The sequence below is a fragment of the Bradyrhizobium sp. BWA-3-5 genome (assembly GCF_032917985.1).
Lineage (GTDB): Bacteria > Pseudomonadota > Alphaproteobacteria > Rhizobiales > Xanthobacteraceae > Bradyrhizobium.
This window is the reverse complement of record NZ_CP136626.1, coordinates 1,973,571-1,998,441: the sequence shown is the minus strand read 5'-3', so window position 1 is coordinate 1,998,441 and position 24,871 is coordinate 1,973,571. Positions and strand designations below refer to the sequence as shown.

Sequence of the window (24,871 nt, the reverse complement as noted above, 5' to 3'; positions counted from 1 at the left end):
GCTCATGGCGGCAGGATCGAGGAAACCAGCAGTTGCGTATACGGCTCGCGGGGATCGTCAAGCACCTGGTCGGTCAGGCCGGTCTCGACCACCTGGCCGCCCTTCATGACCATGACGCGATGCGACAACAGGCGCGCCACCGCCAGGTCGTGGGTGACGATGATGGCCGCAAGGCCGAGCTCGCTGACGAGCGTGCGCAGCAGATCGAGCAAGCGCGCCTGCACCGACACATCGAGCCCGCCGGTCGGCTCATCCATGAAGACGAGCCGCGGCTCGGTGACGAGGTTGCGCGCGATCTGCAGGCGCTGGCGCATGCCGCCGGAATAGGTGCGCGGCGCGTCGTCGATGCGGGATATCTCGATCTCCACCCGCTCGAGCCAGTTTGAAGCCGCCTCGCGGATCCGGCCATAGTGGTTCCAGCCGATCGCCATCAACCGCTCGCCCACATTGGCGCCGGCAGAGACCGCCATGCGCAGGCCCTGCGCCGGATCCTGATGTACAAAACCCCAATCGGTGCGAAACAGGAAGCGCCGCTCGGCCTCACCGAGGGATGCGAGATCGCGCCGCACGCCGTCGCGCATGCGATAGGAGACGCGGCCGACGCTTGGCGCGAGCTGCGCCGAAAGGAGCTGCAGCAGCGTCGACTTGCCCGAGCCGGACTCGCCGACGACGGCCAGTACCTCGCCGGGATAGAGCTCAAACGAGACGTCGCGGCATGCGGTCAGCCGGCCGTAATTCTTGCCCAGGCCTTCCGCGACCAGAAGCGGTTCGTCATTCTCAGTCAGCGCCTCAGCCATGCACCGTCTCCTTGTGAGGCGCGGCGTTCTCGGTGCCGCGATGGCCGGCGGCCTGCCGTCCCTCGCAAAAGTCGGTGTCCGAGCAGACATACATCCGGCTGCCCTTGTCATCGGTGACGATCTCGTCGAGGTAGGAAGCGTCGGCGCCGCACAGCGCGCAGGGCGCGTCGAAGCGATAGCGCGAGAACGGATGGTCCTCGAAATCGAGCGACACCACCCTGGTATGCGGCGGGATGGCGTAGATGCGCTTCTCGCGGCCGGCTCCGAACAATTGCAGCGCCGGGCAGTCGTCCATCTTGGGATTGTCGAATTTCGGCGTTGGCGACGGGTCCATCACGTAGCGCGCATTGACCTTCACCGGATAGGCGTAGGAGGTCGCGATGTGGCCGAAGCGCGCGATATCCTCATAGAGCTTGACGTGCATGAGCCCATATTCGGCGAGCGCGTGCATGCGGCGCGTCTCGGTCTCGCGCGGCTCCAGGAAACGCAGCGGTTCGGGGATCGGCACCTGATAGACCAGCACCTGCCCCGCATGCAACGGTGCCTCGGGAATGCGGTGCCGGGTCTGGATCACGCTGGCGTCCTCGGTGGACGTCGTCGTCGCCACGCCCGCGGTCTTGGCGAAGAACTTTCGGATCGAGATCGCATTGGTGGTGTCATCGGAGCCCTGGTCAATCACCTTCAGCACATCGTCGGGGCCGAGGATTGCGGCAGTCACCTGCACACCGCCAGTGCCCCAGCCATAGGGCATCGGCATCTCGCGGCTGGCAAACGGCACCTGGTAGCCGGGGATCGCGATCGCCTTCAGGATGGCGCGCCGGATCATCCGTTTGGTTTGCTCGTCGAGGTAAGCGAAATTATAGGCGGTAGTGTTCACTCCGCGGCCTCCTGCAAGGGCTCCGCGCGCGCGGCAGCTTCAAAAAACTCCGCCCGCAGCTTGCGCAGCAGGCCGAGCTCCGACTGGAAGTCGACATAATGCGGCAGCTTGAGATGCTCGACGAAGCCGGTCGACTGCACATTGTCGGAATGCGACATGACGAACTCCTCGTCCTGGGCCGGCGCCTTGACCTCCTCCGAAAGCTCCCGTGCGCGCAATGAACGGTCGACCAGCGCCATCGACATGGTCTTGCGCTCGCTCTGCCCGAAGGCGAGCCCGTAGCCGCGGGTGAAACACGGCGCTTCCGTCGCCGAGCCCTTGAACTGGTTGACCATCTGGCATTCGGTCATTGGAATTGAGCCCAGTGGTACGGCGAAACCGGCATCCTCGGCAAAGAATTCGATTTCGACCTCGCCAAAGCGGATCTCGCCGGCAAAGGGATGGCTGCGGCCATAGCCGCGCTGGGTGGAATAGCCGAGCGCCAGTAGGAAGCCTTCGTCGGCGCGCGCGAGATTCTGCAGGCGGAGATCGCGGTCAGCCGGAAAGCTGAGCGGCTCGCGGGTGAGATCGCCGGCCGGCGTATCACCATCAGCTTTCGGGGAGGATTCGATCAGGCCATCGCGTCCCAAAATGTCGGTGACGCGCGGCATCGCCGCCAGCGGCTCGGCCTTCGCCGGCACCTCGGGCGCGCTGCCTTCGGCAAGCTGCGGGTCGAGCCGGCGATGGGTGTAGTCGAACGTCGGCCCGAGCACCTGACCGCCCGGGATGTCCTTGAAGGTCGAGGAAATGCGGCGACGCACCTGCATCGTGCCCGTGTCGACGGGCTCGGTCGCTCCAAAACGCGGCAGAGTGGCGCGGAAGGCGCGCACCAGGAAGATCGCCTCGATCAGGTCGCCACGTGCCTGCTTGATGGCGAGCGCCGCCAGCTCCCGGTCATAAAGCGATCCCTCGGTCATGACGCGATCGACGCCGAGGCTGAGCTGCTCGGAGATTTGCGACAGCGACATCTCGGGAACATCGCGATCGCCGCGCCGCTCATGGGCCAGCAGGCGATGGGCGTTCTCGATGGCTCGTTCCCCGCCTTTGACGGCTACATACATCGGTCAGCCTCCGTGCGCGGCGAGCCGCGTGGTTCGGGGAATGGCGACAATGGTTTCGTCATGCACCAGCACGACGTCGATGCCGCGCGGAAACAGGGTGGCGTTAATCGCAAGCTGTTCGAACAGATTGCCGGAGGTCGTCGCCTGCAGCAGGGCCGCGCCGTGGATGCCTGGGCCGGTCAATTCGTAGGCCGGTCCCGAGGTCAGGCTCTCGATTTGCACGATAAGGGTGGTGGAACGGTCCGGATATTCGCTGCTGCCGATCGCGAAACGATCGGGTGGCGGAACATCCTTGGCGTTGCCAATCAGGGCAAAACTGCTCGCGGAAGATTCCGCGATCAGAGGCGCACCGGTATGGAATTTCAGCCATTTGCCGACTTTGGGCGCCGCCGACATGGTCCGATCAAGCCAGATCGGCGTGTCGTGATCGAATAGCGTGAGTGCGATGGCTGCCGTGCCGCGCATCAGCGGCGCGGGCGTACCCGCCACCGCGCGAATATGTTGCACGGTGCCGGGGCGCGCCATCGCATCCATCACGGAACGGAACGTGGATTGCGCCGACAACACCTTGTCCGCGAATCCTGCCGGCAGTTCGGCGACTGTCACCATCGGCTATCCCTCACCGCGCACCATTGTGTAAAAATCAACGCGCGTCGCCGCCGCTTCCGCGGACCGCCGGCTGCGCCGCGTGTCCATCGCCACCCGCAGCGGCGCCAGCACCTTCATCTCCACCGCATCGGCGAACTCCGACGACTGCAGCATGGCGTCGCACAGCGCGATCATCCGCGCCTTGTCGAGATCCCGGCCAAGCGTGTAGCCGAAGCCCACTTCCCCGGTCGAAAGCCGAACCGCGGCGCGCGACACCGTGGCTTCCCCGAGATTGAACGGCGCACCGTCGCCGCCGATGCGGCCACGTACCATGACGAGGCCGTTCTCGGGTTCGCGCAGCGATTGGTACGCGGTGACATCGATGGCGCCGAGGTGCTCGGCGATGTCAGCGGCATCCGAATGCGCCAGCACCGCCATCGCCCCCTTGCGCCGGGCCTGCATTCCGCTATCGGCCGCCATCTCCATTCCCGGTCTTGCCCGATTCAAGTTGTCTATGATAACAGACAACTTGATAGTCAAGGCAAATGACCGTTTCGTGACAGCCCGATGATTTTTCCAATGCCCCCTTCAGGTTCCGGCACGACATGAGCATGCAGGATGGTGCTTCCGGCGTGGCGCTGTGGCGCCAGGTCGCCGACGGTATCGAGCGCGGCATTGCCGACGGCCGCTTCGCCGCGGGCGAAAAGCTGCCGGGCGAGATGGAGATCGCCGAGACCTATCGCGTCAATCGCCACACCGTACGCCGGGCGCTGGCGGCGCTCGCCGAGCGCGGGCTGGTGCGCGCCGAGCGCGGCAGCGGCACCTATGTCGAAGCGCCGCGTCTCGCCTATCCCTTGCGCTCGCGCACGCGATTTTCCGAGATCGTCGGCGCAAGCGGACACGAGCCGCGCGGGCAAATGATCGAGGCCTCGGAAGAAGTCGCAAGCCGCGAGCTGGCGCGCGAGCTTGGCCTCAAGACCGGCGCGCCGCTGGTTCGCATCGAAGCATTGCGTCTGGCCGACCGCGCACCGATCTGCGTCGGCACGCATTGGCTGTCCGCCGAGCGATTCCCCGAGGCCGGGCGCGTTTACGCCGCGGCGCGCTCCATGACAAAACTGCTGGCCCATTACGGCATTCGCGACTATCGCCGCGATTCAACCCGGATCACCGCCGGCATTGTCGACGCCACCGACGCCGCGCGCCTGGACCTCGCCCTCGGCCGTCCGATCCTCATCGTCGATTCGACCGACGTCGATATCGAGGGACGGCCGCTGGTCACAAAGCATGTGCGCTTTGCCGCCGAACGGGTGCAGTTTCTGGTGGAGAGCTGACGTTCAGGCGATGGCGCGCCGGCCGATAATAGCAAAGCGCAAACGGTTCGAGATCCAATCGATGGCGGCGACCGCCACCAGGATCATCAGGATCAGGAACGAGACCTTTTGCCATTCCAGCACGCGAATCTGCTCCGCAAGCTGCAGGCCGATGCCGCCCGCGCCGACGATGCCGATAATGGTCGCCGAACGCGTGTTGGATTCGATGAAGTACAGCACCTGCCCGGCAACGACGGGCAGCACCTGCGGCATCAACCCGAAGCGGATCTCGTGCAGCTTGCCGCCCCCGGCAGCACGGATGCCCTCCACTTCCTTGCGGTCCGCAGCCTCGATCGCCTCCGAAAACAGCTTTCCGAACGCACCAAAATCAGCGATCGCAATGGCGAGCACGCCGGCAAACGGCCCAAGTCCGACCACGTTGATCCAGACCAGCGCCCAGATCAGGGTATCGATGCCGCGGATCGAATCGAAGAACCGCCGCACCGGAAAGCGGAAAATGGCTGACGGAACCACATTTCTGGCCGCGAGCAGGCTCACCGGGAGTGCGGCACTCGCCGCGATCGTGGTGCCGAGCAGCGCGATCGAAAGCGTCTCGCCGAGCGCAATGACATAGGCCGGCAGCGACGAGCCGGGATCGGGCGGCAGCATCATCAGGCTGATCCAGCCGAGCTGGCTGATTCCTGAGATCAGCCGCGACGGCGAGAAATCGAGATCGACCAAGCCAAAGATGAATATTGCAAGCGCTGCCACAATCATCAGCGGCGTCGCCAGCCGCGACGAGGCCGGACGATCGAATATCTCGGGGTAGCGCTCCCGCAGTTTCGCGGCATCTTCCGACGGCAGTGGCGTCATGGCCGTGCCTCCGCGCCGAACAGCCTTGCGCGCAGCCAGCCGGTCGCGATGTCGATCAGGAACACCGTGACGATGATGGTGATGAGGATCGCGCTGACGTCCGAATAGTAGAACTTCCTGATGGCGACGACGAGCTCCTGCCCGATGCCGCCAGCGCCGACAAAGCCCATCACCGACGCCTCGCGGACGTTGATCTCGAAGCGCAGCAGCGCGTAGCTCGCATAGCCCGCGGCGACCTGCGGCAGCACGGCAAAGCGCATGCAGGAGAGCCAGCTTGCGCCGGTGGAGTGCACGCCCTCGACTTGCTTCATGTCGACATTTTCCACGATCTCGGAAAACAGCTTGCCCAGCGCGCCGGTCGAATGGATCGTAATCGCGAGCACGCCGGCCATCGGCCCTAAGCCGAAGGCGATGACGAAGATCAGCGCAAACACGATGCCCGGCACCGTACGGGCGACTTCCAGCGCGCGTCGAACCACGAAGCGCAGCCAGGGCGCGGGCGAAGTATTCTCGGCGGCCAGGAAATTCAATCCGAACGCCAGCACCGCGCCGGCCAACGTCCCGACATAGCTGATCAGGATGGTTTCGCCGAGCAGCTTCAGCCACTTCTGCCAGCCCCAGAACCATTCGCCGAAATTGGTCCAGACCCTGGTGTGATCATCCAGCGTCAGGATGCGGTCGAAGTAACTGACGAAGTTTCCGAAGTAAGTGAACAACGTCCGCAGGTTCACTTCGGACCCTATCGCCGCAAGCACCAGCGCTAGCGCGAACAACACCATCGAGAACAGCGCGCGCAGGCGCTCGCGCCGCACCGCCATGCGATAGGCCTCGTTGAGGCCCGCAAGCTGCTGCTCAGGGAGGATGGAAACGGCGCTGGTCATGTCAGGTCGGGAATTTAAGGAAAATGGCCGGGTCGTTGCCGCCCGGCCGAGTCCTTATCACCCTTTGATCACGACGCCTTCTTCTTGCGCAGGGCGTCGACGAACTTAATCAGTTCGATGGTGCCGTCCCAATCCTTGGTCGTGGCGGGATGGAAGCCTTTCTTCTGGCCATCGGAGAGGCGATCGAACGCCGCCTTGTCCTTCGTCGGTGCTTCGGCGAACGCCTTGGCAATCGCGGCTTTCAGGTCCTCAGGCAGGTCCGTATTGTAGGCATAGGGACCGTTGATGATCGGCGCCGATTTGTGAACGATGCGGAAATCGTCCTTCTTCATCGGCGAGCCGTCGGCATTCTTCAGCATGCCCTTGTGCAGCATCTGGGCGAGGGTCGAGTCGTCGTCGGAGGTCCACTGATTGGCGGCGACGTCGACCGTGCCCTGCGCCAGCGCCAGCATCGCGTTCTCGTGGCTGCCGGTGAAGACGACCTTGCCGAAATACTGCTCCGCGTCGGGAATGCCGAGCTTGTTCAGCTCGAAGCGCGGCACGTTATTGCCCGAGGTCGAGTTCGGATCGACGAGGCCGAGATTCTTCGCCTTGACGTCGTCAATGGTCTTGTACGCGCTCGACGCCTTGACGAAGAACACCGAATAGTAGCCGGTCGAACCATCGGCATTGATGTCGTTGGCGAACGCGTCCGTCTTGACGCCGGTCAGCCGGGCACGCGCGAACGAGGCCGAGCCATAGCTGGCGATATGGATATTGCCGGCGCGCTGTCCCTCGATGACCGCGGCGTAGTCATTGGCGATGCGCAATGTCACCTTCACGCCGAGTTCCTTGGAGAGATAATTCACGAACGGCGTCCAGCGTTCGGTTACGCCCGAGGCGTTCTCAGCCGGTACCACCGCAAAGGTCAGCTCCGGATATTTGCCTTTCCAGTCCTGCGCGGAAGCGGCTGTGGCAGTGAGGACCAGCGCGGCTGCGCCGGCGAGCACGATACGACAGTTGAACATGGGTTTGCCTCTCGTTTGTGATTACGCCCTGACCGGCTGCGATACGCGCCGGCTACCTGTCTTGATGGATCGCCTTCAGGCCGCAGCGGCGGTGTCCAGTGCCGGGATGGCCGCAGCGTCAGGCACCTCCACTGGCGCGCTCCCCATCACGTCATTGGCTTCGAGATCGTAAAGCTCGCGGGCAATGCGGTCCGTCAATGCGGCCGGCGCGCCGTCGAATACCACGCGGCCTGCCGCCATGCCGATCAGCCGGTCGCAATAGCTGCGCGCCAGGTCGAGCGAATGCAGGTTGCAGAGCACGGTGATGCCGAAATGCTTGTTGATGCGCAGCAGCGCGTCCATGACGATGCGGGTATTGCGCGGATCGAGCGAGGCGATCGGCTCGTCGGCGAGAATAATGTCCGGCTCCTGCACTAGGGCGCGCGCAATCGCCACGCGCTGCTGCTGGCCGCCGGAAAGCTGGTCGGCGCGCTGCGCGGCGAGCTGCGCCATATCGAACTGCTCGAGCGCCGACATCGCCAGCGCCCGATCGGCTTCCGGCCAGAGTTGGGCCAGCGAGCGCCATGCCGGCATTTCGGCGAGCCGTCCCATCAAGACATTGGTGAGCACATCGAGCCGGCCGACCAGGTTGAACTGCTGGAAAATCATGGCCGAGCGCGCGCGCCATTGCCGCAGCTCACTGCCGCGCAGCGCCGTGACATCTACGCCATCGAACAGGATGCGGCCTTCGGAAGCGTCCGCGAGGCGGTTGATCATGCGCAAAAGCGTCGACTTGCCGGCGCCGGACCGACCGATCACGCCGACAAAGCTGCCGGGCGCAACCGAAAACGACGCGTTGTCGACCGCGGCTTTTGCGCCGAAGCGGCACGTCAGACCTTCAACCACCAGCATGCAATGCTCCACTCGCGTCTTGCTGGATCGATCGCTAAAGCAGGGATTTTACAGTTGTGTGACGGCCCGCTACGCTGCGGCGATCGTCCACAGCCCGCTCTTTCGTCATCGATATGTCATCGTCCCGTCATCAAACCCGCTGAAGACGTGGCCCTGACCGTATCGCCCGTCCACGGAAGTTCAGGATGGCCAGCAAGCAGCTATCGATCCAATCGACCGAGACGGCCTCGGCTGAATCGATTCACAGCAAACGACAAAGTGCGACATCGTGACCGATATTATCGTTGAAGGCGGCCAAGCGCTGCTGGGTGAAGAATTCGTCGAAACCTCGCTTCTGGTTGCGGGTCGCGACATCAGCGCGATCGGAAGCGATCTGAGCCATAGCGCCATCGCCATCGATGCGCGCGACCTGCTGGTATTGCCCGGCATCGTCGATATCCACGGCGATGCCTTTGAACGGCAGATGATGCCCCGACCGGGCGTGGACTTCCCGGTCGACGTCGCGCTCGCCGACAGCGACCGGCAGGCGATCACCAACGGCATCACCACCGTTTTTCATGCCACGACCTGGTCGTGGGAGCCGGGGCTGCGCAGCGGCAATAATGCGCGCCTGCTGCTCGAAGCCATCGAGAGCTTGAGGCCGAAGCTTGCGGCGGATACTCGCTTCCATCTGCGCCATGAGACCTACAACCTCGATGCGGAAGGTGAGATCGGGCAATGGCTCTCGGAGGGCCGCATCGACCTGTTCGCTTTCAACGACCACATGGATTCGACGGTGGCGAGCCTGAGCAAGCCGGAGAGGCGCAACCGCATGGTCGAGCGCACCGGGCTGTCCGGCGAGGCATTCGACGAGTTGGTGCAGCGCGTCGTTGCACGGGCGCATGAGGTGCCCGCCTCAATTTCGCGTCTAGCCGGAATGGCGCGGGCCGCCGGCGCCAGAATGCTCTCCCATGACGACGACAGCCCCGAGATGCGAAAGGCCTTCCGTGCACAGGGCGTTACGATCGCCGAGTTTCCCGTCAACGAGGCAACCGCCCAAGAGGCGGCTGCAGCCAGTGACTTCATCGTCTTCGGCGCGCCTAACGTGGTGCGCGGCGGCAGCCACACCGGCTGGACCAAGGCCTCCGACATGATCGAGAAGGGCCTCTGCAGCGTGCTGGCGTCCGACTATTACTATCCGGCGCCGCTGCTCGCGGCTTTCCGCCTGGCAGTCGACGGCGTCCTGCCGCTGGCGCAGGCATGGCAGCTGATCTCGGCAGCGCCGGCACAGGCTGCGGGCCTTGCCGATCGCGGCAGGCTCGCCACGGGACACCGCGCCGACCTTATTCTGGTGGATGACGAAATTCCGCTGCGCCCGCGCATTGTCGGCGTCATCGCCGGCGGCAGGCTGGCTCATCTGACGGACGCCGGTCGCCTGGTGCATGCCCCGGCATCGCGCAAGGCGGTTGCGGCGGCGTGAGGCCTCTCTAAAGTCCGGCGGATGGTGAACTATCCCCGCTACGCACTCTACTTCGCACCCGAACCCGGCAGCGCTCTCGACTGCTTTGGCAGAGAGCTGCTCGGCTATGACGCGTATCAGGGCATCGACGTGCCCTTCCCGCGTGAGGCGGGATTGCCTCCCGCGTGGCGCGAGATGACGCAGGATCCGCGCAAATACGGCTTCCATGCCACGTTGAAGCCGCCAACGACTCTGGCGCCGGGCAGGAGCGAAAACGAGCTGATGGCCGCCTGCGCGGCCTTTGCCTGCACACCACGGGCCGTTCCAGCCATCAAGCCTGTGGTCGACGCCATCAGCGGCTTCATCGCGCTGGTGCCTGCCGAGATGCCGGCCGATCTCGAACGCCTCGGCGCCGACTGCGTCCGCGAATTCGACTCCTTCCGCGCGCCGCTGACGGAGGAGGATCGTGCCCGGCGCAATCCGTCAAAGCTGACGCCGCGGCAGCGCGACTACCTCGACCGCTGGGGCTATCCATACGTCTTCGAGGAGTTTCGCTTCCACATGACACTCACCGGCCGGCTGGATCCGAGCCGGCACGCGCCCGTTCTCGCGATGTTGCGGGACCGTTTTCGGGACAGCGGCGTGCGCGACCTGGCGGTCGATCGAATCGCACTGTTCCGTCAGGACGGATCCGACCAGCGGTTTCGCGTGATCGGCAATTGGCCGCTCACGGCGCTCAGCCTTTGAGCGCGGTGACCACGACCTCAATCAAGGCCCCGCCGCCGAGATCGGCGACACCAACCGTCGCCCGCGCCGGCAATTCGCTACCGAAGAATTCGGTCCAGACTGCGTCCATCTCCTTCTTCTTGGACAGATCCGTCACGAAGATCGACGCGCTGACGACGCGGGATGTATCTGTCCCAGCTTCTTTCAGGTAACCGGCAATTTTGCCGAGAATGTTGCGGGTCTGCTCGCCCATCGAAACGCTGGTGTCGTCGGCGATCGTGCCGCCGACGAAGACAAAGCCGTTGGCTTCGACGGCGCGGTGCATGATCGGCGTGCGGATGTTGCGGGTGATGTTCACGATGTCCTCATATTGGTTCTAGGGTGTGAAGGAGTGAAAGCGGGCGATGCTGAGCTCGCCGATCCGCGTCTGGGTACCGCCGCTGACGATCAGATCCGTCATCATCGCGCCGGCACCGGTGCCGAGCTGGAAGCCATGCAGCGAAAAGCCGAACTGATGAAACATCCCCGAATGGCGGCTGCTCGGACCAAGCACCGGCAGCTCATCGCGCGTCCGCGCCTCGATGCCGGCCCAGGCGCGGACAATGGTGGCGCTGCGCATGACCGGAAAGAGCTCGAACACGGTCCGTGCACTGACGGCCAGACTGCGCCAGTCCAGCACGGTCTCGTTTCGATCCTGATCCGGCGTTGCCAGATGTCCGCCGCCGATCAGCACGGTGCCGTTGCCGAACTGCTTGAAGGAGAGTTTGCGGCCGCGCAGGATGACCACGGGATCGATGAAGTGCGGCACGCGGGAGGTGATCATCAGCATCGGCGCGACGGTCTCGACCGGCACCGGCTCGCCAAGATCGGCAGCAATGCGCCCGGCCCAGGCGCCGGCGGCATTGACCAGCACCGGCGCGGCGTAGGTATCGGCGCCGACGTCGACCCGCCACAGCCCGTCTTGCTTTCGAATGTTGGTCGCTGCAACACCCTCGCAAACGGTTGCGCCGAGCGCGGCGGCCTTGCGGCGGAAGGCGGTAGTGGTTCTGGCGGGATCGGCCGCGCCATCGCGCCGCGACACCACGCCGCCGGGGCAGCTCTCGGTCACCGCCGGCACCAGCCGCCGCAGCTCCGGCCCGTCGATCAGCTCTTCATGGATGAAGTCCAGCGCGTTCAGCGCGGCGACCCGCGCGCGACAGGTATCAAATTCGGCGTCGTTTTCGGCGACCAGCACCTGGCCGTGGCTTTCGAAGCCGCAGGCGTCGTCGACCAGCTCTTCGATGCGCTCCCAGATTCCCATCGAGCGGATCGAGAGCGGGATCTCGGCAACATGCCGCGCGAGCTGACGAACGCCGCCGGCATTCACCCCGGAGGCATGGCGACCGGCCGCAATCACGCCGGCGCCGATATAGGACGGATAGCCGAAATAATAGGGCGGATAGGCCGCATACGGCCACTCGCCATAGACGGTGGCGGGATCGTAATAGGGCACGTACATGGTGTCCGGCTGCGCCTGCTCGATCACGATCACGTCCTGCTTCTGGACGCTCACCTTCTGCTGCTTGTTGGTGACGAGCTTGTTGCGCGCCTGCGCTTTCGCGCGCAGCCTCTGGATGGCGTCCATCACATCGGGCTGTTGCGCCAGCACGGCGTCGCCGAGATCCTTGGTCCAGTCGATCTTATCGCTCATCATCGCGATCACATCGGGCGTCGAGACCAGCGCCTTGACGCTGTCGTCCCAGGCCTGCTTGTCGACCGCCGCCTTCAGCGCATCGCCCTTCAGGCCCTTGTTGCCCTTCACCCAGCGGTCGGCCTGCACCACCTCCAGCGGATAGGTCGACGCCGCAAGCACGTTGGCGAGCAGTTCATCCGGATACAGCGCGATCGGCGCGACCAGGGCCTCGAGCTGTTCCGGTTTCAGCAGGGTTTGCTCGGCTGGCGGCTGCGCCGATGTCTTGGCTCGGCGCAGGCGGGGTGGCAGGTGTTTGGGCTGGCGCGGTGGCGGGAATAAGCAGCAGCGCCAGCGCAAGCAGCATTGTGTTGCAACGAGACATCGTCGCCTCCATCCTGTCCTTGCGCGGAAGCTTCGAGCCGCGCGCAGCCCGGAGGTTTGACAAAGATCAAGGGAATCCGCCCGATCAGCCCGCGCGCGGCACTTCCTTCTGCTGCGTTGCAAGGGCGATGCGGCGGTCATGAATCAGGTTTTCCAGCCGGTGCGCCGCCACATTCAGCGCGACCGCCTCCCGCGCTTCCTTCTCGCCCGCGGCCTCCTTGCCGCGCTGGCCCTGCAGCACACGGTCTATCTCCCCTTCAATCTCATCGAGTTCGGCGAGGCTGCTGCAGACGCGGATGCGCCGGCCGAGCGCATAGAGCGCGTCCAGCGCCTCCTCGCGTGTCTGCAGACGGTCCGCGCGCAGGAACTTCCAGGCGGCGGCGAGCACGGAGGCGAGCCCGCCCAGGATCATCGGCGCGAGGAAGATGACGTTGCCCCATTTATCGAGGAAGCTTTCCTGCGTGCCGTTGTAGAAGGCGGCCGCGCCCGGATGCAGCGGGATGTAGGCGGACGCATCGGTATCGGGCGTCGAGATCTGGCCGAGCAGCGGGTATTCCGGCAGCAGGTCCCGCCGCGCACTCATCAGGGATTCCGTCAGGTCCGCGATGAGGTCGCTATCGAGCTTCTTCTGCGCGACCAGATAGAACGAGGTTCGCAGCGTCGTGACGTCATCGGCCGGGTTGGGTGGAGAGCCGCGCAAGGTGCCTTTCGGCACGTCGAAACTCTCGTAGGCGCGATCCTTTTCGGCAATCGCCCCGGCGGATTCGATCGGAATCAGCACCGGCCCCGATTTTGCACCCTGCGGAAACAGCCCACGCAGCAGCGCGAGGTATTTCTCGGCGAGCGGCATCATGATCAGGACCGCGCGCACCTCCTTTGAGTCGAGCGCGCGGCGGACGTCCGGCGGCGCCAGATTCTTGAACGTCACGCCCGACCGCGTAAGGTCATATTCGTCAGTAAGGATCTTTATCAGCCGCTTGTTGCCATCGACGCTGATCACACCGACGGTAGCGCGTTTCAGGCTCGCCATGTCAGTGATGGCGGAACCTGGTGGCGCGACCAGCAGCACCACCGCGTGCGCGACGATGGCAACGGCCTGCGCCTTCGAAAGATCGCCGACGTCACCCCTGACCACGGCGAGGTCCACCTTGCCGGAAGAAAACGTGTTGGCCGCGTCCAGCGCGCTGCCCGCCTCCACCATCGCAAGCCGCACCGGCGCCTTCTGTTGCGCAAGCTTGCTTGCCAGTGCCGACACCACCCGGCTCGCCTCCCCGTCCAACGACCCAACGGCGATGGTCAGCGTCGTTGGCCGGGAATACCAGCGCCATGCAAACAGGCCGGCTCCCGCGACCAGGACGAAGATTCCGGCGACCAGCGTGACCCGCATCCAGATGGGCAATTTGGCCGGATCCATGCGTGCTCACTCGATCAATTCGGGACCCGCAAGCAACGCCGGACGCACCCGGCGCTGCGGGTTTTGCGGGTCCCAAGGGGATGGGATCAATCGAGGATGTCGAAAGGATTGATCCAGATCAAGAGACCGCAGGGCAGGTACGCATGCGTGCGGGCTGCCAAGGCGGTACAGGACCCTTGTGCGGCAAGCCCGCGCGCAACGGTGATGTCCACTGCCGAACGCGCACTCGGCATCAAGATGCCGCGAGGGCGCTAGGCGCGAGCGGAAGACGGATACGAAATACCGTGCCCCGCCCGGCGCGTTTCTCCGCGGAAATCTCCCCCTCATGTGCTTCGACGATCGTCCGCGCGATGGAAAGGCCCATGCCCATGCCGTCCGGCTTTGTCGTATAGAAGGGCTCGAAAATCTCGTCACTGCCGGCAACGACGCCCGAACCATTATCGACGACCTCGATTTGAGCAGTATCGCTGTCGCGGGCAGTCCGCACGGTGACCTTGCGCTGCGACTTGTCGAGGGCAGCCATGGCGTCGGTCGCGTTCAGGATCAGATTGAGCAGTACCTGCTGCAACTGGATGCGGTCGCCCTGCACCGGCAGGGGCTCGGCATTGAGCGCGCTTTCGACCGTGACCGCCCGGGCATGGGCCAATCCTGAAACCAGGTCGAGACTTTCGTCGACCACCCTGTTGAGATCGATCTGCCGGAGTTCGAACGGCGCGCGTTTCAGAAGACTGCGCAGCCGCCGGATCACCTCGCCGGCGCGCTGATCGTCGCGCCTTATGTCGGAGATGATTTCCTTCAGCTCGGCCATGTTCGGCGACGGCGCGCTGAGCAGCAGTTGCGCCGATTCCGCGTTGACGAGGATGGAACCGAGAGGCTGATTGAGTTCATGCGCAATCGACGTCGTTAGCTCCCCCGCCATGGAATAGCGATTGACGTGCGCAAGCTCTGCCATGCGCCGCCGCGCCTCGACCTCGGCCAGACGGCGGCGGCGGCGCTCATATAAAAGGCCCGCGATCAGCATGGCCTGCAACAAAACAACAGAACTGACTGTCGCCACTTGCCAACGATATGTTTCCCAGGCGGACGGCTCTCGAAAATAAACCTGGCTGCCAGGCGGCAGCTGGCTTTCGGCGATGCGCCAGCGCTGGAGCTGCCGCCAGTCGAACTTCGGCGTCTGGTAGCCCGAGGGCGGCGTCTTGATATCTCCTGCCTTCTCTCCGCCGAGAATACGAACAGCCACGGCAGCCGTGTTCCGGCTCCCTTCTGACACCGAGTGCATCGGGCCTCCGACGATTTCTTGACCGAAGAAGCCGTCATCGTAGGAAAAGATCGGCGCATTGGCCACAGCGTAGAGTTGCTTGAGTCCCGTATCCCCCTCGTAGACGACGCCGGCAGCATCCACATTCATCAAATGCCAGAAGATCGCACTATCCGGCGGAAGCGAGGCGGCCTCCTTCAGAATGGTCTCGTAAGGCGTATCTTGGAACCACAGGAAACGCACCCGGTCTCGTAACGGCCCGGCCTCCCTCTGCATTTCGCCTAGCCAGTACTTCTCATTTGGAGAGACACCGTTGATGACCACAATGTTCTTGGTCTCAGGCAGGAGGCGGAGAATTGTATTGAAGGAGCCGACGAAATCATGCTTCACCGCTACTACGGTATCGTTTTCGGTGAGGCTTTCGAGGCGGATACGGCGCTCTTCGACGGCTGTCATCAGGATCGGCACTGCTGGGAACAGCCGACTGCGGTGCCGCTGTACGAAATTCGCAGCCGGGGCGCCAATGCATATGATGATATCCGGTCGATGCTTTGCGTACAGCGCGCTCAGATACTCGACGAATGGCGCTTCCGGATCTTCGTCGCTCCACCGGGCTGTCACCAAGGAATGGTCCTGGATGTCCAGCATCCATTGCGACTGCCGGGTCAGTTCCGAGCGTATTGTCCTTGCATATTGACCCCACGGCCTGAAATCATTGCCGAACGAGTGAAGGATCATCACTCGCTTGGCTTCTGGTACAGCCGCGTTCGCAGCCGCATGAAACAACATGCCGGCGAAAAACAGCAAGCAACCGCACCAGATTGCTCGTATCCGATGCCCATTGCCGCTTCGAAGCGCATCGCGTCCCTTCACCGCCCTGCGTATCCTGCTGCACAGAAAGGATGACGCCATTGCAGCATGATTCAGTGCGCGAGGAAACTGCGCGAATGCGTGTTCGACGGCAGCGATTTACCGTCTAGCATCGTGTCACCACCCGGCCGTAGGCATCGACCGCCTGGACGCAGCCCGAACCGTAATAGGCTCCGGCGGCCGCCGCACCGGCGCCAACAGCGACCGCGCGCCGCGTCGTTCGGCGTGCCACGCCGGCGTAGCTCATCGGTGTCAGCGGACGCCCCACGCGCGCCTCCGCCGAGGCGACCAGGCTTTTGTCGACAGCCGCCTGTCCATTCCAGAACAACCCGCCAGCGAAAGCAATAGTGGCTGCGGTGGATACGATCAGTTTACGCGACAGAATGGTCATTTCTTCGCTCCTGCAACTGTGCCGGGGGGAATCTCGTCGAATTCGATCATGGCCGTGGAGTCGAGCGCCACTTTGGTCGCGTCGGCCGGCGGGTTGAACGTGAAGTCGGCATCGGCGTTGGCGTCCGTCTTCCAGTCCCTGATCCTCAACGTGTATTGCGGGGCGCCGGTAACCGTCTTGCTGGTGATCACATACTTGCGCGGTACCGGCTTTGCGCCGGTCTCGATCCAGATCTGCCAATCGGTATCGGGGCCGCGGAAGGCGAGATGCTCGCACTCGACGCCATCCACGACGCGTTGGCCGATATGGCTGCCCTGGGTCACGTTGGCCATCAACTCGTCATAGGAGTTGGACAGCAAGAGATCCGCACCCGGCAGGCCGGCGCTCGAATGGCCATGCAGCGCGTCGATCATCTTGTCGGTGCCTCCGGCAACATCGGCCTGAACATAGGATTTCGCATTGTTGCCGTAGAGCGAAACCGTCTTGCCGTCATAGACCAGTTCGACATCGGCATAGCCGCCGGTGCGGCGGACGCGTAGCTTGTCAGGCCGATTCATCTTCATCTCGCCGGAGCTCGTGAACTGGATCTTCTGCAGTTCAGGCGTGACAACTTCGACATCGCTGTCGAATTTGGCCGAGAGCGATTTCTGGCTCGCCAGATAATCCGACATCGCTTTCAGTACCTTGGCGGGATCGTCGGCGCGGGCGCCATTGCCTGCCGCGACCGACAGAACAGCAATGACGGCGGTTGCCGCCGAAAACCGGAACATGGTCCGAAGACGTGATCCTTGGGTCATTAGGTTCCTCCCTGGAATGCGCGCCATTTGAGCGCGCATCCACGGGGACCACCCTTGACATGAATCAAGCCGACACCATCCGCTAAGACGCGGGGCAGCGCGCATATTTGATTTCCATGCCTGCGATCCCAGGGAACATCCGGATCACGGTGTTGGCGTCGACTTCTCTGAGGCTGAATTGCACATTCTGCAGCATGATGTCGGAAGCGCAGGCCGCGAGCAGGTTGATGTCAGCACCTTCGTTCTTCTTCGCCTTGATCCGGCAGCGCGCATACTTGCCGGTGATCTGATCGCCTTCGATGATGAAACCGCCGCCATAAACGTCCGACATCTCGGCAAACGTCACCTGCGCGCCCTTGTGAACGAAAACCTTGGCGCAGTTCTCGGCATCGCTCGCCCAGGCGCCATCGAGGTCGAAGGCTATGGCGGCATCAGCCATGATGAAGCATGCACCTGCGAGCAATACCGAAAGCGCAGCATTTCTGTGCGTCGATCTCATCGCCTTCCCCTCAGTGGCCGCTCATCACCAGTGTCTTGATCGGCAGCAGCAACGCCTGGATGCGCAGCAACAGCGCATGCACGAGCCCGGTCGCATCGACGGCATGCAGGGCAAAACCCTTCAGCGCGCCGGTCTTGGGGTCGGCGATCACGTCGTGATTGCTGGTATAGGCATTGACGATGCAGCTCGAGCCCGGCGTCACACCCTCAAGCCCGCCCTTATAGAGCGGCTCGAGGAAGGCGAGGATCGTGCCCGGCTGCCTCAGGCTTTGCGGATCGACCAGTTGCTCACCCGAGCGGAACTGACCCGCGGCGATATAGTCCTGAACATTCGTGACCACGAGCGGAATGATGACCCAAGGCCTCGAGATGCAGGTCGCTTCCGCGATCATGCCCGGCTTCATGACCTGCGCCTCGATCTGCCCGAAGCCGGCCTGCAGCACGCTTCGCCCGGCGCCCTCCGGGATCAATACACCCGCGGGCCGCATCAACTGATTCACAATGTCGCCGGTACGAACCAGGAATTGTTCGACCCGGCCATCGACGCCGGCACGCACAAAGGTCTTGTCGAGATCGACCTGCGCCTGCGCCTGTGCGGCCTCGGCGCTCGCCTTCTCCGCCGGCAGCAGAGTCGAGAGGCGCAATGCGGCTGATTCCCTCACGGCATTCGCCGCGTCGAGGCCGGACTGCCGCTGATCGACCAGTACCTGCAATTTCTCGATATCGCGCTGCGGCACGATGCCGGGATTGCGGCGCTGCAGCTCGCTCTTCACACCCAGTTCGTCCTTGGCCTGCTGCAGGTTGGCTTTTGCTTCTCCGACCTGGGCCTCCGCCTTCACGACATCAGCGCGCGCGCTAATGAAGGACGCTTCAACCTCGGCGACCTTGCGCTTTGCGGTTTCCAGCGCGGCGGCCTGCTTGGAGGCGTCGAGCCGGAACAGGACATCGCCCTTCTTCACTTCCTGGCTGAATCCGACGTTGACCTCGGCAACGCGGCCGGAACCTTCCGGCAGAATCGGCACGGTGCGGAAATAGATCGCCGCCGACGTCGTCGAAGGATGGTAATAGAAGATCATCGTGATCAGCGCGATCGTCAGCATCAGGCAGCCGGTGATGCCCCAGCGCAGCTCATACCAGACGGAGAAGAAGGTGATCTCCTTGCCGAACCGTTTGCCCTGCGCATAGCGGCGGTAGAGATAGTCCGGGACGATCGTCACAAGCGAGCAGATCATCAACTCAAGCATGGCCGCTCGCCTCCTCCTTCGCAACCGCTCTGGCAACGGGATGCGCGACCGGCTTGGTCTCGGCCTCGGGAGGCTCGAGATTGGGCCCCTCGGGCGCAGCATCTGCTATGCGCTCGACCGATCCGGCAATGCTGCGCAATGGCGTCGTGAAATCCGGCAGATCGATCATCGCCAGCAGCAGGCCCGCGATCCAGAAAATATGCATGTGGGTAAAAAGCGAGATCAGGCCGAGAACGGCGACGATCTCGAATTGCATCTTGTGCGTCCTGTGCGCCATGCGCTCGGGCAGGCTGTGCAGCTTCCAGTACAGGGTGCCGACCCAAAGAACGGTCGCGACGAGGAAAATCCCCATCACCAGCATCAGGGTGTCCGACCCGTCCGGGCCAGGAATGAAAAAGGGCAGATGGTTCGGGGCCAACGGATGCATCTGGTCGGTCAAGTCTCGTCTCCCCTCTGGCTCCATGGGTGCGCCGCCGCCGTATCAGGCACTGTGCGGTTTATGCCCGGACGAGGCTTGATCTGAATCAAGAAGTGCCCCGCGGCGGCCGCCGTAACGTTGGAACACAGGAGCAGCATACGCCCATTCAGGAGAACCCTGCCATGCCCAAAATCGACGATCTGATCCCCAACGCGAAGGACATTCAGAAGCAGGCGGCCCTGAAAGAGGCCCAAAAAGCTGAGGAGCACGCCAAACGCATGGCGGCGGCCGAGGCCGAGAAGCGTGCGCTGATCGACCGGCTCAGCAAGCCGTCGGGCCTGTCTGAGGATGAGAAGGTGCAGCTCGCCTCTACCGTGATCCAGCGCGCAGTGCGCAACGGTCTGACCGAAGTGCAGGTCTATCGGTTCCCGAATACGCTGTGCACCGACCGCGGCCGCGCGATCAACCAAATGGAAGCGGGCTGGGAGAAGACGCTGACCGGAATTCCGAAGGAAATCTACCAGCTTTGGAGCGATTATCTGCAGCCCCGCGGCTATCGCATCAGCTACCAGATCATCGACTTTCCCGGTGGCATGCCTGGCGATATCGCCATCACCCTGAGCTGGGACGGCTAGCCGTTCCGCGTGCGGTCACAAGTCGAGCGGGATCATCGCCCATGGCCAGTGAAGACGCTTCGCCGAAAATGAAGCGGAAAGCATACGAGAAAGAGCTCCGCAAGCTGCAGGTGGAGCTCTGTCATCTGCAGGAATGGGTGAGAGCCAAGAAGCTAAAGGTGATCATCCTGTTTGAAGGCCGCGATGCCGCCGGCAAGGGCGGCACGATCAAGGCCATCACGGAAAAGGTCAGCCCGCGGGTGTTTCGGGTCTGCGCCCTGCCCACGCCGTCCGACCGGCAGAAGAGCCAGCTTTTCCTGCAACGCTATGTCGAGCAGTTCCCTGCCGGTGGCGAGATCGTGATCTTCGACCGCAGCTGGTACAACCGCGCCGGCGTCGAATACGTGATGGGATTTTGCAGTCCGGAGGAGCACAAGCGTTTTCTGAACCTGTGCCCGCAGGTCGAGAAGTTCGCCGTCGATGGCGGCATCATCTTGATCAAGCTGTGGCTCGAGGTCGGGATGGAGGAGCAGGAAATCCGCTTCAAGGCACGCATCGAGGATCCGCTGCGGCAGTGGAAGCTAAGCCCGATGGATACTGAATCCTTCGGGCGCTGGTACGATTACTCGCGGGCACGCGACATGATGTTCGAGGCAACCAACACGAAGCACGCGCCATGGCGCCTGATCCGCTCCGACGACAAGCGGCGGGCGCGGCTGAACGTGATATCGCACATTCTCAAAACAATTCCGTACAAGAAAGTAAAGCGCGACAAAGTCGAACTGCCGAAGCGGTCCCATAAAGGCCGCTACGACGACCAGTCGAGCCTGCGCGAGATGAAATTTGTTGAGGAACGCTACTAGGCGGCAGGCGGGGGAGCCGCGCAAGACGGCTCCCACGACGCCACTTATTGCATCGCGATCGTAACGCCACCGACGGCGGCAGATGCTTCCACGCCAACCTTTGGCCCACTGAGCTGCAGGATGACGCCGTTGGCGTTCTGTAGTTGCACGCCACCTGCCCCGGCCGCGAGCGCGCCGCCCGCACCGCCCACGGCATAGCTGCCAGCCAGATCCCCGGGGCTGCGCAGGTTCAACGCCCGGCCGCTGAACTTGGTGGTCGATGCGCCGATCGTGAAGCCTACGCTCATGCCTGACACTGTGAATGGATATTTCTTTCCGCGAAAGGTCAACACGCCCTGCCCACCGCCGACACCGACGATGAAGCCGCCCTTGGTGAAGACGACGGCGACGTGGCCGACTTCGGCAAGGCTTGGTGTCGCCAAACCGGCCGAGGCCAGAAATCCCACCGCTGCGACCAGCATCATTCTTCGATATTTCGTCATCACGCTTCCTTTTCAGGCTTGAGCCCATGCCACGATGACCCCGGGCTCGGAAATGCAGGCCGCCAATTGCGCAGGAATCGTCTTGCTTTCCAACTCTGCGCAGGCGCGTTGCCGATGCTCGGGCTGGCCCTCATGTTGGACTTTGATCCAAGTCAACGAATGCTGGTCTTGAGCGTGGTGCCGCAGGTTCGGCATGTCGCAATGGAGCGGGATCAATCGCCCTTGAGATCGCCGAGCACGCTGTCCATCCGCCGGGTCCAATTGGCGCTGTCGGTCTTCTTTGCCAGCCCGTCTGCTTGCAGAACGTCGCGAACCTGTCCGCGGGCGCCGACGATCTGGAACGCGATGCCACGCGCGGAAAGCTCGCCATGAAGATCGTGCAGCATTTTGGCGCCGGCGAGATCGATGAACGGCGAAGACGAGAGGCCGCAGATGACCAGTTCTGTATCTGGCGCCGCGTCGACTCTCGCCAGCACCGTCTCAAGGACCGTCTCGGCGTTGATGTAAAGCAGTGACGCTTCGGGACGGAATGCGATGATGCCAACGAGCGGCTCGACATCCGGGTTACGTGCGCTGTCGGCATAACGGCCCGTTCCAGGCAGGCGGCCGAGGAATGCCACATTGGGCTGCGAGGCGCGCGCCAGGAGAAGGAAGATCGAAGCGAGCGCGGCGAGCAATATACCTTGCAGGATACCGAGCAGCAGCACCGAGGCCAGTGCAATCGCCGCAGCGTAAAAATCGATCCGGCTGATCCGCCACATGCGGACGAGTGCGGCGACGTCGACAAGCTTGTATACCGCGGTGAAAACGATCGCTGCGAGCACCGCCTTTGGAAGGTTCGTCAGTAATCCGGTAAGAAAGAGCAGGCAGATCGCCAGCGTGGCCGAACAGAGGATCAGCGCAAGCGGCGTGCGGGCTCCGGCCTGATCGTTGACCGCCGACTGCGATAGTCCGCCCGCGACGGGATAACCGTGACCCAGCGATACCGCGAGGTTTGCGGCGCCCAACCCCAAGAACTCCTGCCGCACATCGAGGGGGTAATCATGTTTGGCTGCGAAGCTTCGCGCGGCTGAGACACCTTCAACATAGGCCAGCAGCAAAATGCCGGCAGCAAGCGGAAACAATTCGTCAGGCTCCAGCAGGCCGAAGGTCGGCATGGCCAGACTTGGCAGCCCCTTCGGTATCTCTCCGGTAACCGCGACGCCCTGCGCAGGCAACCCAAGGATTGTCGCGATGAGAATGGACAGGATCACGACAGCGAGCCCGACAGGTCTTCCCGGCAGGAACCGAGCGCCGAGCAGCAACAGCACGATCGCTGCAAGACCGATTGCGAGCACAATCAGGTTGATATCACCGAGCTGACCGACAAGCTTGACGGCGCGTTCGAAGAAATTGCGCCCGCCGCCGGCCACCCCGAACAGGCCCGGCAATTGAGTCATGATGATGGTGAGGCCTGCACCCGCCTTGAAGCCCATGAGGATGCTGTCGCTAATGAGACGCACCAGCATGCTGAGCCTGAACAGCCATGCGACCAGGCAGAGCAGTGCGACCGCAGCCGCCGTAAGACTTGCGATCTGCGCGTAACGGATGCCATCGCCGGCGGCGAGCGGTCCGACCGTCGCTGCGACCATCAGTGAGATTGCCGAAGTCGGGCCGACGGCCAGTTGTCTGGAGGAGCCGAGCATCGCATAGCCGATGCCGCCCAGCATGTAGCCGTAAATCCCGACTTGAGGTGGCAGGCCGGCAAGCGCCGCATAGGCCAGCGAGACCGGAATCGCATAGGCTGCGAGCGTGACGCCCGCGATGATGTCAGCACCTAACGAGGAAGCCTTGTAAGCAGCGAGCCACTCAGCGGGCGGTATTTTTGGCCGCTTCCATTTCATGACCTGCCCCAGTTCGAAAATTCCTCCTGGTGGCAACGTGCTGGTGACGGTTCTGAATCCGTTGATCCAGGTCAAGGTTTCAGGCCGGTGGCGGCCAAGACTTACAAGGGATCTCTAACCGGAGCGAAAAGCATGCACCACCGTGTGTGGAGGTTCTTGATCGTTGCGGCGACTGTCGTAACGACTTCGCTGGCGGCAGCGGCCGACGATGCTCCGCAGTTGCAGGAGGAGGTGTGGGCTTTACCCCTTCCAAAGCCGACCATCGCCTATGTCGTGCGTCCAGTCGGAAATGGTCCCTTCCCGCTCGCCATCATGAATCACGGCGTCTCACTCGATCCGGTTCAACGCGGTTTCTTCCCGCTGTGCGAATTCCGCGATGCCGCGAAGTGGTTCGCGCGCCGTGGCTACATGGTAGTAGCGCCCTCAGGTCCGGGCTATGGCGCGGCCGCCTACGACGCCCCGGAAGCCGGTCTCTTCAGCGTCTTCTTTTCGAACATCGGCAATTGCAGCAACCCGAACTTCCAGGATGCCGGGCTTGCGGCGGCGCAACTCAATCTCTGGATTATCGACTACACGGCGAGGCTGAAGCGGATCGTGCCGGACAATGTCATTGTCATCGGCCAATCCGCCGGAGGCTGGGGTTCAATAGCGCTGTCGAGCCTCAACCCGGCGCCGGTAAAAGCTATTATTACTTTTGCGGCAGGGCGCGGCGGCCGCGTCGGCGGCAAGCCCAACAGCAATTGCGCGCCGGACAAGCTGGTGGAAGCGACCGCCGCGCTTGGCCGCACCTCTCGTGTACCGATGCTTTGGCTTTATATCGAGAACGACACCTTCTTCGGACCTGAACTGTCGAAGCGGATGTATGCGGCGTTTACCGGTGCGGGTGGCAATGCCGAGTATCACCTGTTCCCGCCGCACGGCAGTGAGGGTCATTCCTTCATCGGTGCGGCGGACGCCGTGCCGATCTGGTCGCCGCTCGTCAGCGCCTTCCTGGACAAGCACAAGTGAGGGACGATGCGATATTCACCATTGTCTGGCGTTCTCCTTGGTATTGCCCTCGCTTTCCCGCCCGCCGGCATCGTGACGGCGCAACAGGCCGCCAAACCTGCAGCGGACGAATTCGCCGTGCGCGGTCAGCGCGAGGTTCACACCATCAAATATGGCGGCTGGGAGAAAATGTGCTTCAAGCCGGGCAGCGCCAAAATGGTGTGCCGCACGACAATCGCTGGCCAATTTGAAACCGGCCAGATCGCCGTGCGCGTTTATGTTGTCGAGCGCGAAGGCGACGACGCCGCAAGGTTGCAACTGTTCCTGCCCGTGGGCCTTTACATGCCATCCGGTGTCAAAGTCACGGTCGACAAGGGCATGACGCAGAAGATTCCTTTCACGTGGTGCCTGACCAACACCTGTATCGCCGGCGACGCCGCAAAACCCGAGTTGCTCCGGGAAATGGAAGGCGGCAGCAATCTCACCGTTGAAGTCGTCGACACCAATATGCTCTCAGTTACGACGTCAATGCCGCTCAACCAGTTCGCGGCAGCCCGTAAGGGCGCGCCGACAAAAATCTTCGAGCAGAGTATCGAGGAGTGAGCGAAGGC

At 63.2% G+C, this 24,871-nt stretch carries 26 protein-coding genes and 2 pseudogenes; 7 read left to right on the top strand and 21 right to left on the bottom strand.

Features of this window, described 5'->3' with window-relative positions:
- Positions 1-2 precede the first annotated feature (2 nt).
- Genes phnK through phnG form a run of 5 tightly spaced genes read right to left on the bottom strand, consistent with a single transcriptional unit; the run spans position 3 to position 3,842 of the window.
- The gene (gene phnK / locus RX331_RS09580) at positions 3-797 is read right to left on the bottom strand and encodes a phosphonate C-P lyase system protein PhnK (protein ID WP_317256327.1); all 795 of its coding nucleotides are present in this window, start codon (positions 795-797) and stop codon (positions 3-5) included.
- Positions 790-1,674, bottom strand: a complete 885-nt coding sequence (locus RX331_RS09575; RefSeq protein WP_317256326.1) for an alpha-D-ribose 1-methylphosphonate 5-phosphate C-P-lyase PhnJ — start codon at positions 1,672-1,674, stop codon at positions 790-792. The genes phnK and RX331_RS09575 overlap by 8 nt, the downstream gene beginning before the upstream one ends.
- Positions 1,671-2,774, bottom strand: a complete 1,104-nt coding sequence (locus tag RX331_RS09570) for a carbon-phosphorus lyase complex subunit PhnI (RefSeq protein WP_317256325.1) — start codon at positions 2,772-2,774, stop codon at positions 1,671-1,673. The genes RX331_RS09575 and RX331_RS09570 overlap by 4 nt, the downstream gene beginning before the upstream one ends.
- A 3-nt stretch (positions 2,775-2,777) precedes the next feature.
- Complete coding sequence (gene phnH, locus RX331_RS09565) at positions 2,778-3,383, bottom strand: phosphonate C-P lyase system protein PhnH (RefSeq protein WP_317256324.1); 606 nt, start codon at positions 3,381-3,383, stop codon at positions 2,778-2,780.
- 3 nt (positions 3,384-3,386) lie between these two features.
- Entirely contained in the window at positions 3,387-3,842 is a 456-nt protein-coding gene (phnG, locus tag RX331_RS09560; protein ID WP_317256323.1) for a phosphonate C-P lyase system protein PhnG, read from the bottom strand.
- Positions 3,843-3,967: 125 nt separating this feature from the next.
- Between phnG and phnF the strand changes: the two genes are divergently transcribed.
- On the top strand, positions 3,968-4,693 hold the full coding sequence (gene phnF, locus RX331_RS09555) for a phosphonate metabolism transcriptional regulator PhnF (RefSeq protein WP_317256322.1): 726 nt from the start codon (positions 3,968-3,970) through the stop codon (positions 4,691-4,693).
- Positions 4,694-4,696: 3 nt separating this feature from the next.
- Here the strand turns inward: phnF and phnE (RX331_RS09550) are convergent, their stop codons facing one another.
- The 4 genes from phnE (RX331_RS09550) to phnC form a co-directional block, all read right to left on the bottom strand.
- Positions 4,697-5,545, bottom strand: a complete 849-nt coding sequence (phnE, locus tag RX331_RS09550) for a phosphonate ABC transporter, permease protein PhnE (RefSeq protein WP_317256321.1) — start codon at positions 5,543-5,545, stop codon at positions 4,697-4,699.
- Positions 5,542-6,426 carry a phosphonate ABC transporter, permease protein PhnE gene (gene phnE, locus RX331_RS09545; protein WP_317256320.1) on the bottom strand — a complete coding sequence of 295 codons (885 nt, stop codon included), beginning with the start codon at positions 6,424-6,426 and terminating at the stop codon, positions 5,542-5,544. Before phnE (RX331_RS09545) ends, phnE (RX331_RS09550) begins: the two co-directional genes overlap by 4 nt.
- Before the next feature lie 68 nt (positions 6,427-6,494).
- Positions 6,495-7,433: a phosphonate ABC transporter substrate-binding protein gene (phnD, locus tag RX331_RS09540; RefSeq protein WP_317256319.1), complete on the bottom strand. Its 939-nt coding sequence runs from the start codon at positions 7,431-7,433 to the stop codon at positions 6,495-6,497.
- A gap of 75 nt (positions 7,434-7,508) precedes the next feature.
- Positions 7,509-8,324 (bottom strand): phosphonate ABC transporter ATP-binding protein, encoded by an 816-nt coding sequence (gene phnC, locus RX331_RS09535; protein ID WP_317256318.1) that lies wholly within the window; start codon positions 8,322-8,324, stop codon positions 7,509-7,511.
- Positions 8,325-8,592: 268 nt separating this feature from the next.
- Here phnC and RX331_RS09530 point away from each other — a divergent pair, with 268 nt between their 5' ends.
- Together RX331_RS09530 and RX331_RS09525 are read left to right on the top strand one after the other, a co-directional pair.
- Entirely contained in the window at positions 8,593-9,783 is a 1,191-nt protein-coding gene (locus RX331_RS09530) for an alpha-D-ribose 1-methylphosphonate 5-triphosphate diphosphatase (RefSeq protein WP_317256317.1), read from the top strand.
- Positions 9,784-9,804: 21 nt separating this feature from the next.
- On the top strand, positions 9,805-10,509 hold the full coding sequence (locus RX331_RS09525; RefSeq protein WP_317256316.1) for a DUF1045 domain-containing protein: 705 nt from the start codon (positions 9,805-9,807) through the stop codon (positions 10,507-10,509).
- Here the strand turns inward: RX331_RS09525 and RX331_RS09520 are convergent.
- From RX331_RS09520 to RX331_RS09475, 10 genes and pseudogenes are all read right to left on the bottom strand, one after another.
- Positions 10,499-10,846, bottom strand: coding sequence for a RidA family protein (locus RX331_RS09520; RefSeq protein WP_317256315.1), 348 nt, complete (start codon positions 10,844-10,846; stop codon positions 10,499-10,501). The two genes, RX331_RS09525 and RX331_RS09520, sit on opposite strands and share 11 nt — an antisense overlap.
- An 18-nt stretch (positions 10,847-10,864) precedes the next feature.
- Positions 10,865-11,875, bottom strand: a pseudogene (locus tag RX331_RS09515) (NAD(P)/FAD-dependent oxidoreductase); the annotation flags it as partial.
- Positions 11,870-12,542: pseudogene (locus RX331_RS09510) on the bottom strand (DUF3300 domain-containing protein); the annotation flags it as partial. The pseudogenes RX331_RS09510 and RX331_RS09515, both read right to left, overlap by 6 nt.
- An 84-nt stretch (positions 12,543-12,626) precedes the next feature.
- A complete protein-coding gene (locus tag RX331_RS09505; protein ID WP_317256314.1) occupies positions 12,627-13,955 on the bottom strand; it encodes a TAXI family TRAP transporter solute-binding subunit in 1,329 nt (442 codons plus the stop codon).
- A 232-nt stretch (positions 13,956-14,187) separates the two neighbouring features.
- Positions 14,188-16,020, bottom strand: coding sequence for a HAMP domain-containing sensor histidine kinase (locus RX331_RS09500; protein ID WP_317256313.1), 1,833 nt, complete (start codon positions 16,018-16,020; stop codon positions 14,188-14,190).
- Between the two features lie 169 nt (positions 16,021-16,189).
- Complete coding sequence (locus RX331_RS09495) at positions 16,190-16,474, bottom strand: hypothetical protein (protein WP_317256312.1); 285 nt, start codon at positions 16,472-16,474, stop codon at positions 16,190-16,192.
- A complete protein-coding gene (locus RX331_RS09490; RefSeq protein WP_317256311.1) occupies positions 16,471-17,271 on the bottom strand; it encodes a DUF2092 domain-containing protein in 801 nt (266 codons plus the stop codon). The genes RX331_RS09495 and RX331_RS09490 overlap by 4 nt, the downstream gene beginning before the upstream one ends.
- 82 nt (positions 17,272-17,353) lie before the next feature.
- On the bottom strand, positions 17,354-17,770 hold the full coding sequence (locus tag RX331_RS09485) for a hypothetical protein (RefSeq protein ID WP_317256310.1): 417 nt from the start codon (positions 17,768-17,770) through the stop codon (positions 17,354-17,356).
- Between the two features lie 10 nt (positions 17,771-17,780).
- Positions 17,781-19,013, bottom strand: a complete 1,233-nt coding sequence (locus RX331_RS09480; protein ID WP_317256309.1) for an HlyD family secretion protein — start codon at positions 19,011-19,013, stop codon at positions 17,781-17,783.
- On the bottom strand, positions 19,006-19,452 hold the full coding sequence (locus RX331_RS09475; protein ID WP_317256308.1) for a hypothetical protein: 447 nt from the start codon (positions 19,450-19,452) through the stop codon (positions 19,006-19,008). The genes RX331_RS09480 and RX331_RS09475 overlap by 8 nt, the downstream gene beginning before the upstream one ends.
- Positions 19,453-19,613: 161 nt before the next feature.
- Between RX331_RS09475 and RX331_RS09470 the strand changes: the two genes are divergently transcribed.
- On the top strand, positions 19,614-20,066 hold the full coding sequence (locus RX331_RS09470; protein WP_317256307.1) for a hypothetical protein: 453 nt from the start codon (positions 19,614-19,616) through the stop codon (positions 20,064-20,066).
- A gap of 41 nt (positions 20,067-20,107) precedes the next feature.
- Positions 20,108-20,908 (top strand): polyphosphate kinase 2, encoded by an 801-nt coding sequence (gene ppk2 / locus RX331_RS09465; protein WP_317256306.1) that lies wholly within the window; start codon positions 20,108-20,110, stop codon positions 20,906-20,908.
- A gap of 44 nt (positions 20,909-20,952) precedes the next feature.
- Here ppk2 and RX331_RS09460 read toward each other — a convergent pair whose 3' ends face one another.
- Both RX331_RS09460 and RX331_RS09455 read right to left on the bottom strand, forming a co-directional pair.
- Entirely contained in the window at positions 20,953-21,390 is a 438-nt protein-coding gene (locus tag RX331_RS09460) for a hypothetical protein (RefSeq protein WP_317256305.1), read from the bottom strand.
- A gap of 212 nt (positions 21,391-21,602) precedes the next feature.
- Positions 21,603-23,273, bottom strand: a complete 1,671-nt coding sequence (locus tag RX331_RS09455; protein WP_317256304.1) for a SulP family inorganic anion transporter — start codon at positions 23,271-23,273, stop codon at positions 21,603-21,605.
- 132 nt (positions 23,274-23,405) lie between these two features.
- Between RX331_RS09455 and RX331_RS09450 the strand changes: the two genes are divergently transcribed.
- Both RX331_RS09450 and RX331_RS09445 read left to right on the top strand, forming a co-directional pair.
- Entirely contained in the window at positions 23,406-24,281 is an 876-nt protein-coding gene (locus tag RX331_RS09450) for an alpha/beta hydrolase family protein (RefSeq protein ID WP_317258078.1), read from the top strand.
- 21 nt (positions 24,282-24,302) lie between these two features.
- The gene (locus tag RX331_RS09445; RefSeq protein ID WP_317256303.1) at positions 24,303-24,863 is read left to right on the top strand and encodes an invasion associated locus B family protein; all 561 of its coding nucleotides are present in this window, start codon (positions 24,303-24,305) and stop codon (positions 24,861-24,863) included.
- Positions 24,864-24,871: the final 8 nt, after the last annotated feature.

What these genes read in the sequence shown, in the direction of transcription:
- phnK (WP_317256327.1), bottom strand. Translation starts at nt 797, where the DNA reads ATGGCTGAGGCGCTGACTGAGAATGACGAACCGCTTCTGGTCGCGGAA.
- RX331_RS09570 (WP_317256325.1), bottom strand. Translation starts at nt 2,774, where the DNA reads ATGTATGTAGCCGTCAAAGGCGGGGAACGAGCCATCGAGAACGCCCAT.
- phnH (WP_317256324.1), bottom strand. Translation starts at nt 3,383, where the DNA reads ATGGTGACAGTCGCCGAACTGCCGGCAGGATTCGCGGACAAGGTGTTG.
- phnG (WP_317256323.1), bottom strand. Translation starts at nt 3,842, where the DNA reads ATGGCGGCCGATAGCGGAATGCAGGCCCGGCGCAAGGGGGCGATGGCG.
- phnF (WP_317256322.1), top strand. Translation starts at nt 3,968, where the DNA reads ATGAGCATGCAGGATGGTGCTTCCGGCGTGGCGCTGTGGCGCCAGGTC.
- phnE (WP_317256321.1), bottom strand. Translation starts at nt 5,545, where the DNA reads ATGACGCCACTGCCGTCGGAAGATGCCGCGAAACTGCGGGAGCGCTAC.
- phnE (WP_317256320.1), bottom strand. Translation starts at nt 6,426, where the DNA reads ATGACCAGCGCCGTTTCCATCCTCCCTGAGCAGCAGCTTGCGGGCCTC.
- phnD (WP_317256319.1), bottom strand. Translation starts at nt 7,433, where the DNA reads ATGTTCAACTGTCGTATCGTGCTCGCCGGCGCAGCCGCGCTGGTCCTC.
- phnC (WP_317256318.1), bottom strand. Translation starts at nt 8,324, where the DNA reads ATGCTGGTGGTTGAAGGTCTGACGTGCCGCTTCGGCGCAAAAGCCGCG.
- RX331_RS09525 (WP_317256316.1), top strand. Translation starts at nt 9,805, where the DNA reads ATGGTGAACTATCCCCGCTACGCACTCTACTTCGCACCCGAACCCGGC.
- RX331_RS09505 (WP_317256314.1), bottom strand. Translation starts at nt 13,955, where the DNA reads ATGGATCCGGCCAAATTGCCCATCTGGATGCGGGTCACGCTGGTCGCC.
- RX331_RS09495 (WP_317256312.1), bottom strand. Translation starts at nt 16,474, where the DNA reads ATGACCATTCTGTCGCGTAAACTGATCGTATCCACCGCAGCCACTATT.
- RX331_RS09490 (WP_317256311.1), bottom strand. Translation starts at nt 17,271, where the DNA reads ATGACCCAAGGATCACGTCTTCGGACCATGTTCCGGTTTTCGGCGGCA.
- RX331_RS09485 (WP_317256310.1), bottom strand. Translation starts at nt 17,770, where the DNA reads ATGAGATCGACGCACAGAAATGCTGCGCTTTCGGTATTGCTCGCAGGT.
- RX331_RS09480 (WP_317256309.1), bottom strand. Translation starts at nt 19,013, where the DNA reads ATGCTTGAGTTGATGATCTGCTCGCTTGTGACGATCGTCCCGGACTAT.
- RX331_RS09470 (WP_317256307.1), top strand. Translation starts at nt 19,614, where the DNA reads ATGCCCAAAATCGACGATCTGATCCCCAACGCGAAGGACATTCAGAAG.
- ppk2 (WP_317256306.1), top strand. Translation starts at nt 20,108, where the DNA reads ATGGCCAGTGAAGACGCTTCGCCGAAAATGAAGCGGAAAGCATACGAG.
- RX331_RS09460 (WP_317256305.1), bottom strand. Translation starts at nt 21,390, where the DNA reads ATGACGAAATATCGAAGAATGATGCTGGTCGCAGCGGTGGGATTTCTG.
- RX331_RS09455 (WP_317256304.1), bottom strand. Translation starts at nt 23,273, where the DNA reads ATGAAATGGAAGCGGCCAAAAATACCGCCCGCTGAGTGGCTCGCTGCT.
- RX331_RS09450 (WP_317258078.1), top strand. Translation starts at nt 23,406, where the DNA reads ATGCACCACCGTGTGTGGAGGTTCTTGATCGTTGCGGCGACTGTCGTA.